We start from the raw sequence: 13442 nt of genomic DNA, 5'->3' as shown, positions 1-13442 counted from the left end.
CTTAAATTATACTAAGCGCATAAAGGGCTACCACCTATAAATATTTAGGATTGGTAGCTTATTTTTTATCCATCAAATCTCTTTGTTTCCCGTCTTTGGTGATGGTTTTTATAATGTCAAACAACTGCGTTTTTAATAGTTTATATTCTTTTAAAAACTCTGCAATAGTGGCAATTAAAGTGGTGTGTACTTTAACGTACATCTTTTCTTCTTTTATTTGATCAATGCCATCCAGCATCACTTCAAGTTCATTTTGATGATCGTTCACCGCTTTAATGAGTGTTTGGTTTTGTTTTTGAGATGTATTAAGAATGTCTATAATTTCAATGTAGTTATCCTTACTGTTCTCTTCTGCTATTTCTGATGCCAATGAATTGATGAGATTTTGATAGAACAGATGTTCGTCTTTGATAAAATTTAGCTCAGACAGCCATTCTTGAGAATTATTGTGCATGTCTTCGGCACTAAGCCATTTGGAATATCGCGTTTGTGTTATTTTCATAATGAGATGGTATTAAGTGTATACTCTAAAAATTTGATCATTATTGAGATAAGATATACCTCGGCAAAACTTTATTTATTTGTTTGATGGAATCACTAGAAAAGGAATATTTAAATGAAACCCTATTTGATGGACTGTATTCTTGAAAAATAAATTTTCAAAAAAGGAGTGCTTATTATTTACCATGACCAATAAATTGATCTCATAAGTGGTCTGGAATTTATCAATCGCTTCTGGAATACTCATATCTGTGACATCATGAAAAAGCATCACGGTATTTTCAAAACTAGATTCTAATTGTAGCTTATTTTCCTTTTGTACATCGTTAAGAGCATTTCCTGTTGAAACATGCATTAAGTGCACTCGAGAGTGGTTGGATAAGGTAATTTGCTGTAATATCTTAGCCTCTATATGTTGATGGTTTACCTTTAGGTCTGTAGGAAATAAAATCTCATAAGGTGCTTTGTATTTGAAGTTAGAAGGAATGGCCAAAACAGAACAGCTAATGGCGTTAATTACATGTACGGTATTTGATCCAAAAAGCACTTCCTGAGCTCCAGTGGCACCTTTGGTCCCCATGATGATGAGGTCTATAGGCTGTGTCTCTAAAAATTCAGAGATGCACGGGACGAGTGTATTAAATCTAGCAGCTGTTTCGAAAGTGTGTTTGGGATTTACTTCAAAGGCATTAGAGACACGCAATACAAGCTCCTCTAATTGTTGTTGAGATGTGTTTCTAATAGTGTCCCCCAAGCCAAATTGAGCGGGATAGCCCATTACATATTCAGCATGATAGACAACAGGGGTATAGGTGTTTAATAAATAAAAAGTGCAGGTTTGTTCTTTAAATAACTGCATTGCATAGACAATAGCGTTCCAGGAGTTTTCAGAAAAATCGGTTGGTAATAGGATATGTTTCATGGTGCAGATGTTTCAATGTTATATGCGAGTGGTATTTTGTAATGCGAGTAATGGAATGTCTAGACCAAGACCTACTTTATCAAGGGTTGAAGGAAATAAAAGATCTTCTAAAAAAGAGTGCTGAGTATTGACCATAGTCAGCATATCCATTTGGTTTTCTTTGATGTAATTGGTTATGGTATGCGGAATATGATGACTATCTCTAAAGCAAAAATTCAATTCATTATCACTTAAAACGTTCTTGATAAATGCTTGATTGTCTTCTTGTCTAATGGATAGTTTGTCACTTTTAGAAACATATAAGATGTCTATTTTACATCTGTAAGATTTGGCTAATATGGAAAGCAATTTTAATTCACGACGCTTATATGGCATGAGGTAATTGGTAGGAAATAGAATTCGCTTTGGCTGTGTGTTTGAGTAATTGCATGGAATGGCAAGAACAGGGCATTCCACACATTTCAAAACTTGAAAGGTCTGACTTCCAAAGACGGTTTGGCGCTCATCTGATATGCCTTTAGTCCCGATGACAATTAAATCTATATGTCTTGCATGGGCGAGTGAATTGGTTTCGGAAACAAGAGTATTATTGGCAGAAATACTGTCATAAGTAAATCTGGGATTTGGCGCCAATGCATTGACATCTTTGAGCAATTGCTTTAAGCTGCTTTCGGATTCCATTTTAACTTTTTCTAAAACTGTATCAAAATGGTCTCTCGAAGTGAGTTCTTCGTGGTCATAAAACTCATTTTGATAGGCGTGCATGAATAAGAATTGCGTCTCTTGATATTTAAAAAATTCTAGAGCGTACTTTATAGCATTCATTGAATTTTCAGAAAAATCAGTAGGAAGAAGTATAGATAGCATAATGATGTCGTTGAGATAGGTGAGTGAAGTTATTATCTTTGAGCGCGGTGAACTATGATATATATCAGAGTTAGAATAATGGATTGAAATTTATAATACCAACAGCCATTATTCATGCATCACAAAAAACGGTATTTTAGTGTGATAGCTGATGTGTTCAACTCTTGAGTGAAAAAATATATTTTGCAAATAGTTGAGGTTCTTCGCCACCATGGTAATAAGATCGACATGCTGGTTTTCTACAAAATATTGAATGGCATTCTCTACTTTGTCATCACTAAGAAAATGAAATGTCGGTTTAAAGTCATCGAAATATTCATTGAGTAAATCCTTGTTGGCAATCTGTTCACTGCTTAATGTTCTATTGTGTTTGAGCATATGTATGATTCGTAAACTGGCTTTAGTTGCATAGAGTAAATCGGTGAGTTGCTGAAGGGTTTTTATGTTATAGGAGAGTAAGTAGTCTGTAGGAAATGCGATTTCGTTGAGCGCTTTATATTTTGCAAGCTCAGGAACCACTAGCGTATTACATTTTACTTTTTTGATGACGTCACCAGTATTGCTCCCCAAGATGTAACTTTTTAATCCAGATGCGCCTTTGGTGCCCATGACTATCGTGTCTATTTTTTTATTGGCGACGTGTTTTCTAATCGATTCCACCAGCACACCATAATCGGCCACTACGTGAAATTTATGATTTTTGTTATAACTGTGTTTTTTACTAAGAGTTGCAATGGTTGCTTTTAATTTGCTTTTTGAAGGCTTGATGTACATCTCTTCAATATCTTTCTGGCTGGGCGTGTACATGGTGTCACCAGGGCTGAGACCTAACATTCTGTTGACATGAAGTAAGTAGAAATCGCAGGTTGAATTCTCGAAAAAATCGAGTGCATAATGCATCGCTTTATAGGAGTTCTCAGAAAAGTCAGTGGGTAGTAAAATAGTCATTCTATACATTTCTCTTTGTGAGAGTAAATCTATAAGGAAGCCTACTAAAGAGCTATGATATTCATCATATTTTAAAAGTTAGTATAGAATCATTGTATGTCCTGTAGTTTTTTAAGGTTCAAAACTTTAATGTTTCGTCCTTCCATTTCAATAAGACCTTGTCGCTTAAACTCAGACATGGTTCTTATTAAGGTTTCTGTGGCAATACCTGCTACGCTGGCGAGATCATTTCTAGAAATCCTAATGGGATCTTCAGGTTTAGTGTTTATTTTTTCAGCAAATCTTAGTATTGTGGCAGCTGTTTTTCTTTGAACAGAGCTATAGGCCATTTGCAGGAGCTGGTCTTTAGTTTCTATAAGATCATCGGTTAATAATTGAATGACTTCTAATGTTAATGCGTGATGATTACTTAAAATAGAATCCAGTTCACTTTTCGAAATGCTTAAGGTTTTAGCGTCGCTTATAACAGTAGCCGTTTCTCTGTAAGGTATGTTTTGCGAAAAAGAGGTGTAACCAAAAAGATGATCTTTTTTTTGAAGTGCAGTAATCAGTTCTTTACCATTTTCGTCAAATCTGTAACACTTTACAATACCTTCAAGCACATAGTAAATAGTATTTGAGTGTTGACCTTCTTGGTAAATCACATCATTTTTTTGAAAAGAGGAAACTTCCCCATGCGCTTCAAACACCGCCTTAAGCCCATGTAATGACTCAGCCATGTCACTGTCCAACGTAGTTTTAACAAGCGCTTGTTCCTCTTTGAGAATGGAGACTTTTGCTAATCTACTCTCAATGGCACTCACAATCTCCTCTTCATTAAAAGGTTTTGTAAGGTAGTCATCTGCGCCAAGATTCATGCCTTTTCTAATGTCGTGCCGTTCACTTTTGGCAGATAGAAATATAAAAGGAATAAATTTTGTTTCGTTATCCTGAGATAGGCCTTTTAGAACGCCGTAACCGTCAAGCACAGGCATCATAATATCACAAATAATGAGATCAGGTCTCTGTTTTTTGGCCATCTCAAGTCCTATTTGTCCATTACTGGCTGTAATAACTCGATAATTTGAAAGTTCTAATATTTCCGAAGTATTCTCTCGTAATACGTTATCATCTTCTATTAAAAGTAAGGTTGTCATGACTGTGCTTTATTTGGGAGTTCTATGATAAATGTTGACCCTTCATTCTCTATACTTTTAAAAGTAATGGAGCCGTTGAGTTTTTTTAAATGATCTTTTACAATAAAGAGGCCAATGCCTGTACCTTGCATAAGTAATGCGTTTTCTGCCCTGAAATAGCGATTAAAAATATTTTTTTGATCCTTCTCAGGGATTCCAATGCCTTCATCTTTTATTTTGAAGGTGGTTTGGTGTTCATTTTGAGAAATAGAGATATCTATTGTGGTGTTTTCTGAAGAATATTTAATGGCGTTATAGATCAAGTTTGACAGGGATAATTCTAGAATTTTTTCATCTTGAAATAAATAGATCTCGTCTATATGTTTAGGATAATTAATTTGCTGGCCGTCTTTTAAAAGCATGTTGGCATTATAAATCACCTCATTTAAAACCTTGCTTAAATTAAACTTGGTGAACTTATAGTTGATCTTGCCATTGGCTAATTTTTCTACGGAAAGAAAGTCGCTTAAAATAGCATTGAGATATTGCACTTTATCGGTGATGGTCTTGATGTGTTTTTCTCGTTTTTCTTGCTGTTCTGTTTGTTTATACTTGCTGAGTAAAATGGTTGATGTTAGAATGCCGCTCAAAGGCGTTTTAAATTCATGAGACACCATAGACAGAAATTTTGTTTTCAAATCATTAAGCTCCTTTTCTGCAGCCAAGGCTATTTTTAATTCTTTGGTTCTTAAGGCAACGGTTTTTTCTAACGTGCTCGTGTAATTTTTCTGTTCTGTAATGTCTATGATAATGGCCAGAAATACATTTTTGTCTCCTAAGACTGAGCGCTGCAGGTGTACGTTTACGGGATATGTGCTTCCCGATTTTCGTTTGTGTATGGTGTCAAATTCTATTTTTTCTTTAGTACCATCGCTCAGGTCTTTTAATTGAATTCGAAATTGGGCTTCAGTAAAATTGGGCTTAATATCCAAAGGCGTCATAGTTACCAATTCTTCTAATCCATACCCAATATTTTTTTGTGCACCATGGTTGGCATTTATAAATTTTAAGGTCTTAGAATCAAACACATAGATTTCATTCAAAGATTCAAGAAAGATTTTAGCCAAATGTATCTTTTCTTCTTCTAGCTTTTTACGCTCAGTAATATCAACAACTAAAGCCATTATAAAATTTTGACCGTAGATATTAAATGGGTTTAAACTCGCCTCAATAGGGAAAATAACTCCATTCTTTTTTAAGCCAAAAATATCACGACCTTGACCCATTTGCCGATGCTTATTTTGCTTGATAAACCCCTTAAAATGTTGATCATGTTTAGTGTGATAATTTTGAGGAATCAAATTTTGAAGCGGAAGTTGCAACAGTTCTTTTCTATTGTAGCCAAACATAGTTTCGGCAGAGCTGTTTGCCTCAACAATGGTCTGATTTTGATCAACCACGATAACGCCCTCTGATACAGAGTCTAGGAGGATATTAAAAATTTCTTGGTCTTGCTGAAACATAGGATAAGATCTTGATTTTGAGAATAGAAAGATAGGTGATTACAGCCTGTTTCATTGATTAATCCAATAAAGCTTTATATTTATTTTAGTTGATCAATATCAGCTTTTATAATTTAGAGATTTAGTAATTTTAGTGAATCAGAATATTGAGAATTATACTAAATAAAAGATCATGAAAAGTAGTTTTAATGAGATCATTAATGATGAAACACCAGTTTTGGTCGATTTTTTTGCAGATTGGTGTGGCCCTTGTAAAGCCTTGGCGCCTATATTAAAAGAGGTCAAAGCAGAACTGGGGGAAGGTGTGAAAATTGTAAAGATCGATGTAGATAAAAACCAGCCACTCGCGGCAAAATATCAAGTTAGGGGCGTTCCCACCATGGTTTTGTTTAAGAAGGGGCAACAGGTATGGCGACAATCTGGAGTTGTTCAAAAAAATGACCTTATTAAGGTGATTACATCTCACTCATAGTTTAAAAAGCGATAAACTAATTTTTTTAAAGCTACTAAATGACTTCATTTTTTTGGTTTTAAGGTTAAAGGGTGCGGTCCGTATTATAGATATTGCCTGTAGGCTATACATTTCAAATAACATCGAATTTGATTAGCGCGTAAAAAAGAGTGGATATGAAAGATCATCAAGATGGGGCCCATGGGGGACATCAATTTTTAGGTAAAAACACAGAGCTCTATTTTGCTGTGCTTTGTGGCGTATTTCTTTTAGTTGCTTTTTTGATTGAAATGTTTTCTCAACTGTCTTTTGCTTTGGCGCTTACAGGCTATAGTATTGCGTATTTTTTTGGAGCCTATTTTATAGTTATTGAAGCTTCAAAAAAAATCATTAAAGGAGGGTTCGATATTGATTTCTTAATGATTGCCGCTGCGGCAGGGGCTGCTTATATTGGGAGTTGGGCAGAAGGAGCACTATTGCTGTTTCTTTTTAGTTTGGGTCACGCTCTTGAGCATTATGCCATGAACAAGGCTAAAAAGTCCATTGAAGCACTAGGAAATTTATCTCCAAAAACGGCCTTGGTTAAAAAAGGAGATCAACTTGAGGATGTTGCCATAGAAGCATTACAACTAAAAGACATTATTGTTGTAAAACCTAACACAAAGATAGCGGCAGATGGCGTTATTGTAAGTGGTAGTAGCACTGTAAATCAAGCCCCAATCACTGGCGAAAGCATGCCTGTAGATAAGACCTATTTGCAAGACACAAAAGATTTACCAAGCTTTATTGATATAGACAAAAAGCATGTTGTATTTGCTGGCACCATCAACGGAGATCACAGTATAGAAGTCTTGGTATTAAAGCTTACTAAAGATTCTACGGTATCAAGGTTGGTTAAAATGGTAAGTGAGGTTGAAACTCAAAAGTCACCGACACAACGGCTCACCAAAAAGTTTGAAAAGTGGTATGTGCCATTGGTTATTCTTTTGGTCGTTCTACTGTGTTTTGCATACCTAGTGGTTGATGAAACCTTTAGTGAAAGTCTATATAGGGCCATCACGGTATTAGTAGCGGCTAGTCCATGTGCATTAGCTATTTCTACACCTAGTGCAGTTTTAAGTGGCGTTGCTAGAGCCGCACAAGATGGTGTGCTGATTAAAGGCGGAAGAGCATTGGAAGATTTAGGCGAAATCACCACCATTGCCTTTGATAAAACGGGGACGTTAACCGAAGGAAAACCAAAACTCACCAATATTCTTCCGTTAGGTAATTTTGATGAAGTGGAATTGGCCAGATTGGTTTTAGAAGTAGAGAACCTAAGTAACCATCCCCTTGCAAAAGCAATCGCGAGTGACCTTAAAACAAAGTACAAGATAGATTCTCAAAATAAGGCCACTAATGTTAATGCCATTCAAGGAAAGGGGATTACTGCAACCTATGAGAACCACAAGGTATCTATTGGTAACGCCACATTGATGGAGTCTTCTGAGATCACAATTAGTGAGAAAACAAGGCTTGAAATGAATGCACTTTTAAAAAACGGTCATACGGCCATGTTGGTAGCTTACAAACAAGAAATTGTGGGTCTGGTGAGTGTTATGGATTTACCTCGGAAAACGGCCGTGGATACGTTGAAGCGTTTAAAAGCGATTGGGATCAAACGGATGATCATGCTCACGGGAGATCATCAAAACGTTGGAGATGCTATTGCTAAACAAATTGGTCTTACCGAAGCCAAGGGCAATTTATTGCCAGAAGACAAGGTTGACGCCATTAAGACATTAATTAAGCGCGATAAAAAAATAGCTATGGTTGGAGATGGCGTGAATGACGCACCAGCTATGGCTTTAAGTACCGTAAGTATAGCCATGGGAGCGGCTGGGAGCGATGTGGCTTTAGAAACTGCAGATGTTGCGCTCATGTCTGATAAAATAGAGAACTTGCCGTTTGTTATCAGTTTGAGTCGTGAGAGCAAAAGAATCATCAAACAAAATATCGCCATAAGTCTAGGCGTTGTGGGTTTATTGGTACCGGTTACTATTTTGGGGCTCACAAATATTGGCGTGGCAGTGGCATTTCATGAGGGATCTACTATTGTGGTGGTGCTAAATGCTTTACGACTACTGCGGTACAAATCCATCTAGTTTACTATCTCATGTCCAAATTGTTATTATCATCTTCATCTGATTTCAGAAATAGGTAACATGGTTATCTTTATTTCATTTAGCAATAACTTCAAGTTAATTTAAGAGAACTGACTAAAATCATAATTTAAGGATTTTAATCTTGATAGATTTACCTATTCATTTAACAATTAGCACGATGATTAGAACCTTGAACCCAAAAGAATGTAGCAGAGTCTTAGAAACCAATTACATTGGTCAGTTAGCTTACATCTATAGAAACCGGCCTTACGTAGTACCTATTACTTACTTTTTTGATAAAGACCAACATGCCATTATTGGTTACTCTGCAGAAGGGCATAAAATAAATGCAATGCGAAAGCACACGAGTGTGTCTTTGGGAGTTTCAGAAATCGACTCTGTAAATTCTTGGCAGTCTGTTTTAGCTCAGGGCGCTTTTGTAGAGCTTTCTGGTAGTGATGCCAAATCCCAATTGCATTTGTTTTCTTTGGGCGTAAAGCATTTGATTATAGAGAACGAGCATCGAGAACTGGATTTTATCAGTCAGTTTTCAAGTAAAATCCATACGGAAGATTTCCCCATTATTTTTCATATTAAAGTTGAAGAAATGACCGGTAAATTAAGAAGAAACTAAAATGAGAAAACCATCTTTGAAATATACATCTCTAGTTCTTGTACTCCTTCTGTTTTTCAATTGTAAAAACGAAAAGCATCAAGAGGTTTTAGATCAAAATGACACTCCCGAAAAGGAATACCCATTTCCAATAGATACGCTAAGCGCAGAATATACAGATAAGGACTTTTTAGATAAGTCTATTACCATAGAGCTCAAGCAAAGTAATTTAATTAAAAAAGAAGATGAAAGGGAAGCCTTTAAGGGGTTGATTTCAGATGAGCGCTATGTTGTAGATAAAAAGGACTACAAGATCAATTTTAATTATCCGGTTTTAAATGAGAATTTCAAGAACTCCAATAAAAACTTTAATGATTTCATCACCAACTACTACGCAAATGTCACCCAAGTAGCATCTGAAATTATGCAAAGCAAGCTCTTATGTGATAGCATTGCTGCAGAGAATTTTAGAGAGGAGCGCTATATAGATTATAAAATCTACATTGTTAGTGATCAACTGGTGAGTGTGCTCTTTTACAAGGAGAATTTTTACTCTGGCGCCATGCATCCTAGCTTTTCTTTTGATTGTTTCAATTTCGATTTAAACGAAGGCGCTTTCATGACTTATGAAGATTTCTTTGTTCAAGGATCTGAAGATGAATTGTTGGAAATTATCAACAAAAAAATACAGCAACAGATTCATAAGGGCGAGCTGTATTACGAGTGTTGGGAGTTGTCTTCAACCGATTTTTTCAGTAGTAAAAATAACTTTGTATTAAATGATACATACTTAGAGTTCTATTTTGATGATTGCGTGATGTGCCCATCCTACACAGGTACCTATTCTATAGAATTGCCATTGGTAGAGCTATTGCCTGTTTTAAAGAAGTATGCTTCTAATGGGTTGGTATTTCAATAGAAATGCTTTTTTTTCTACGGAAACGTGATTGCTCAAGACGCTTTCATTATGATTAAAATGTTTGGCATAAATCAATTGCCTCTATTGAAAAATTAGGATGATCGACAGAAGTTTTAAAGAAGGACTAAAAATTAATATATTTTTAGTCCTCTTTTTTTAAGTTTTATTAGAAAAATCCGTCTCTTTGAAAAAAGGAGTTATGAATTCATCGACATTGTTGGCCGCGATAAGTGATCAAAAAAGGGAAATAAAGGTTTCTGTCAAGTTAAAACAGGAATCTCAACGGTTTACCCAATTGCTGTTCAACGCTTTGTTTGATCAAGGTACAGATGCAGCACAGGCGCTTAGAGAACTGGAAGATTTATTTCTTGTGATTAGAAATCTGGCCTGTCCTGAAAAAAAGGGCAAACCCTGTAAAACATGGGATGACTTTACTGAAATCATTCCGGAGTTGTTCTGTAGTCTAAAAAAAGACGCTATGGCCATTCATAATAATGATCCGGCGGCACAGTCTATAGAAGAGGTCTATTTGGCATATCCTGGTTTCTTTGCTATTGCCATTTATAGAATGGCCAAGGAGTTTTTTAAATTAGGCTTGCCGCTCATTCCAAGATTGATGACGGAATATGCCCACCAACTTACGGGTATCGATATTCATCCTGGAGCCACTATAGGCAATTCCTTTTTTATTGATCACGGTACTGGGATTGTCATTGGGGAAACGGCAGACATTCATGATAATGTAAAAATCTATCAAGGCGTTACCTTAGGTGCGCTCAAGGTTAAAAAACAGCTTCAGAACACCAAAAGGCACCCTACCATTGAAAAGGATGTGGTTATTTATGCCAATGCCTCTATTTTAGGTGGAGATACCGTTGTGGGAGAAAACAGTATTATCGGCGGGAATACTTGGCTGACCGAGTCTGTGGCCAAAAATTCGATTGTAGTAAACAGTTCAAAAGTAGAAATCATATCAAAATCACGTAAAGAGGATGAGTAAGACATTAGTTGATCAAATAGGAAACACACCACTTGTGAAATCGATGGTTTTAAATACCAATCCCAATGTGACCTTGTATTTTAAACTCGAGGGAGATAATCCAGGTGGGAGCGTCAAAGATAGAGCTGCTTATAATATGATTAAGACCGCACTTGATGCTGGTAAAATAGATCATAATTCAAAGTTGATAGAGGCCACCAGTGGTAATACGGGTATTGCGCTAGCCATGATTGCTGGTATATTTAAATTAGATATAGAATTGGTCATGCCGGCAAGTGCCACTAAAGAGCGCGTGCAAACCATGAAGGCCTATGGTGCTAAAGTCACTTTACATCCCGATGGTATTGAGGGGGCTCGAGATTATGCTACTGAAAAGGTTGAAAAGGAAAACTACTTTTCTTTCAATCAATTTTCTAATGAAGACAATTGGAAAGCGCATTATAAAACCACTGGTCCAGAAATTTGGAGAGATACCGAAGGTCAAGTCACTCATTTTGTATCGTCAATGGGAACTACGGGCACCATTATGGGGACGTCTACCTATTTAAAAGAGCAAAATGAGAACGTTCAAATTGTTGGGGTGCAACCCACAGATGGTTCAAGTATTCCAGGAATACGCAAATGGCCAAAAGCCTATTTGCCAGAAATATTTGATGCAAAAAAAGTAGATCGAATTATTGAGGTAAGTACAGAGCAATCTGTTGCAATGGCAAGACGTTTAGCTAGAGAAGAAGGTATTTTTTCGGGTATGAGCAGTGGAGGAGCCACAACAGCAGCATTACAGCTGGCAAGTGAGTTAAAAAGTGGTGTCATCGTAAGTATAATCTGTGATCGAGGGGATCGTTATCTGTCTTCAGACCTTTTTGAATAGGGCAGAGGGAACGTCTAAATATATGGTTGACAGCTCAATGAGACCTGCCGCTAAAATTTCAGTAAAAACCTTTAAAAAAGGGACATCTTAAAATAGATTTTAAAGAAGTGGTATTGGTTGTCTTATTACCAGTTAAGCAAGGCTAACCTAAGATAGATTAGTTTTTACCGAGAATGGATTTAATGTTTTCCTTGGTTAGAGGCTTGGAAATAAACCCTTTGAGAAATTTATAGCTTTTGCTTTTTGAAATATCACTTTCATCAGTTGAAGAGGAGACCATATAGATGTTGATGTTGTTTAGAATTTCAGGAGTGAATTCCTCTAGTTTTTTTAAAAAACTCCAGCCATTCATAAAAGGCATATTGATGTCCAGTAGAACGGTAATAGGTTGAACTGAATTTTCAAAAGAGGTTAACTTATCCAAGCCTTCAACTGCATTTTCACATTGATGAATCTCTAAAGAGTTGTCTACGTGATGTATCATTTTTGAAGTGATCAATCTGTAAATATAATCGTCATCTATTATGACTAGTTGTTTTTTCATAGAGGGCACTTATTTTTGATCGATATGATTGGTTTCATTAATGATGTTTTTGACAATATCATCCATTTCATTGCTTGAAACCCTCAATTGCTTTAAGTAAAACTCTAGATTCTCTGAGCCTTCGTTCTCCATCTCAATGAGATTAATAATTCCTAATATTCTTGCTAAAGGTGCACGAACAACGTGAGACTGCGTCCAAGCAATTTCTTTTAATTTCTTATTCTGAACTTCAATAGTGTTAATATGCTTCAATGTTTCTGAAATATCGCTAGATTGTACAATAAGATCAGTAGTCGCAATACTTTTAATTTTTCTGTAATAGATCTTCACTTTAATAGTCTCTCCATTTTTTAAGATGTGTGTAAAATGGTTTTTTTTAAGATTATAATCTTGACTAGTTAGTTTATCTCTTATGATGGTTTCTTCACTTTCGGGATGCAATGCTGTAAAAGACATTTCTCGAAAATCTTCATAAGAATAGCCGTATTTTTTCTGAGCGGCTTTGTTTGCATTACGTATTTCTAAGGTCGTTGCATCTAAAAGCCAGGTGGGTTGCGGACTAAAGTTAAACAGATTCTCATAGTTGTGCTTTTCATCTTCAATTTGATAAACAAATTGGCTTCTGTTGAGCGCGTATATAATAGTTTTATGAAGTATGATTGGGTTTATTTCATCTTTAATTAGATAATCATACACCCCTATTTGAAGACTTTTTTTGGCGAGGTCTATATCTGCATATCCCGTGAGTATAATGATAGGCACATGAAAATTATAAGATAAAATTTCATTAATGAGCTTAATACCTTCTAATCCCGGTAAATGTAGATCCATTAAAATACAGGACACTTTATGTTTGGAATTTTGAAGGTAATGAATTGAATTTTCGAAATTTGAAAAATGGACAATTTCGATGCTTTTAAATTTTTCAAGCAAATAGTCTTCAATCAAAATAAAATCTCCGGGATTATCTTCAATCACGAGAACCGTTAAATCTTTTAAAAGGTCTTGAATTTGATCTGTCATA

At 35.8% G+C, this 13442-nt stretch carries 14 protein-coding genes; 6 read left to right on the top strand and 8 right to left on the bottom strand.

Going from position 1 to position 13442, the window contains the following annotated elements; genetic code table 11:
* Window positions 1-58 precede the first annotated feature (58 nt).
* The 6 genes from P176_RS0101740 to P176_RS0101715 form a co-directional block, all read right to left on the bottom strand.
* Window positions 59-502: a hypothetical protein gene (locus tag P176_RS0101740; protein ID WP_026753083.1), complete on the bottom strand. Its 444-nt coding sequence runs from the start codon at window positions 500-502 to the stop codon at window positions 59-61.
* 75 nt (window positions 503-577) lie between these two features.
* Complete coding sequence (locus tag P176_RS0101735) at window positions 578-1423, bottom strand: universal stress protein (protein WP_026753082.1); 846 nt, start codon at window positions 1421-1423, stop codon at window positions 578-580.
* Window positions 1424-1441: 18 nt separating this feature from the next.
* Window positions 1442-2290, bottom strand: a complete 849-nt coding sequence (locus P176_RS0101730) for a universal stress protein (protein ID WP_026753081.1) — start codon at window positions 2288-2290, stop codon at window positions 1442-1444.
* A 108-nt stretch (window positions 2291-2398) separates the two neighbouring features.
* Window positions 2399-3238, bottom strand: coding sequence for a universal stress protein (locus tag P176_RS0101725; RefSeq protein WP_026753080.1), 840 nt, complete (start codon window positions 3236-3238; stop codon window positions 2399-2401).
* A gap of 89 nt (window positions 3239-3327) precedes the next feature.
* Entirely contained in the window at window positions 3328-4374 is a 1047-nt protein-coding gene (locus P176_RS0101720; protein ID WP_026753079.1) for a response regulator, read from the bottom strand.
* Window positions 4371-5876, bottom strand: coding sequence for a PAS domain-containing sensor histidine kinase (locus P176_RS0101715; RefSeq protein ID WP_026753078.1), 1506 nt, complete (start codon window positions 5874-5876; stop codon window positions 4371-4373). The genes P176_RS0101720 and P176_RS0101715 overlap by 4 nt, the downstream gene beginning before the upstream one ends.
* Before the next feature lie 172 nt (window positions 5877-6048).
* Here P176_RS0101715 and trxA point away from each other — a divergent pair, with 172 nt between their 5' ends.
* From trxA to cysM, 6 genes are all read left to right on the top strand, one after another.
* A complete protein-coding gene (gene trxA, locus P176_RS0101710; protein WP_026753077.1) occupies window positions 6049-6348 on the top strand; it encodes a thioredoxin in 300 nt (99 codons plus the stop codon).
* 155 nt (window positions 6349-6503) lie between these two features.
* Window positions 6504-8471: a heavy metal translocating P-type ATPase gene (locus P176_RS0101705; RefSeq protein WP_026753076.1), complete on the top strand. Its 1968-nt coding sequence runs from the start codon at window positions 6504-6506 to the stop codon at window positions 8469-8471.
* 178 nt (window positions 8472-8649) lie between these two features.
* Window positions 8650-9105, top strand: a complete 456-nt coding sequence (locus tag P176_RS0101700) for a pyridoxamine 5'-phosphate oxidase family protein (RefSeq protein ID WP_026753075.1) — start codon at window positions 8650-8652, stop codon at window positions 9103-9105.
* Window position 9106: 1 nt separating this feature from the next.
* Window positions 9107-10003, top strand: a complete 897-nt coding sequence (locus P176_RS0101695; protein WP_026753074.1) for an RsiV family protein — start codon at window positions 9107-9109, stop codon at window positions 10001-10003.
* 199 nt (window positions 10004-10202) lie between these two features.
* Window positions 10203-11003: a serine O-acetyltransferase EpsC gene (gene epsC / locus P176_RS0101690; RefSeq protein WP_026753073.1), complete on the top strand. Its 801-nt coding sequence runs from the start codon at window positions 10203-10205 to the stop codon at window positions 11001-11003.
* A complete protein-coding gene (gene cysM / locus P176_RS0101685; protein WP_026753072.1) occupies window positions 10996-11874 on the top strand; it encodes a cysteine synthase CysM in 879 nt (292 codons plus the stop codon). Before epsC ends, cysM begins: the two co-directional genes overlap by 8 nt.
* A gap of 157 nt (window positions 11875-12031) precedes the next feature.
* On the opposite strand, the gene P176_RS18825 is transcribed toward cysM, so the two are convergent.
* Together P176_RS18825 and P176_RS0101675 are read right to left on the bottom strand one after the other, a co-directional pair.
* A complete protein-coding gene (locus P176_RS18825; RefSeq protein ID WP_081820657.1) occupies window positions 12032-12418 on the bottom strand; it encodes a response regulator in 387 nt (128 codons plus the stop codon).
* Between the two features lie 9 nt (window positions 12419-12427).
* Complete coding sequence (locus P176_RS0101675) at window positions 12428-13441, bottom strand: response regulator (RefSeq protein ID WP_026753071.1); 1014 nt, start codon at window positions 13439-13441, stop codon at window positions 12428-12430.
* Window position 13442 lies beyond the last annotated feature (1 nt).

The sequence above is a fragment of the Sediminibacter sp. Hel_I_10 genome, assembly GCF_000688335.1.
Classification (GTDB): Bacteria; Bacteroidota; Bacteroidia; order Flavobacteriales; family Flavobacteriaceae; genus Psychroserpens.
Note: the sequence above shows the minus strand (reverse complement) of the source record. Positions and strands in the feature narration are given on the sequence as shown.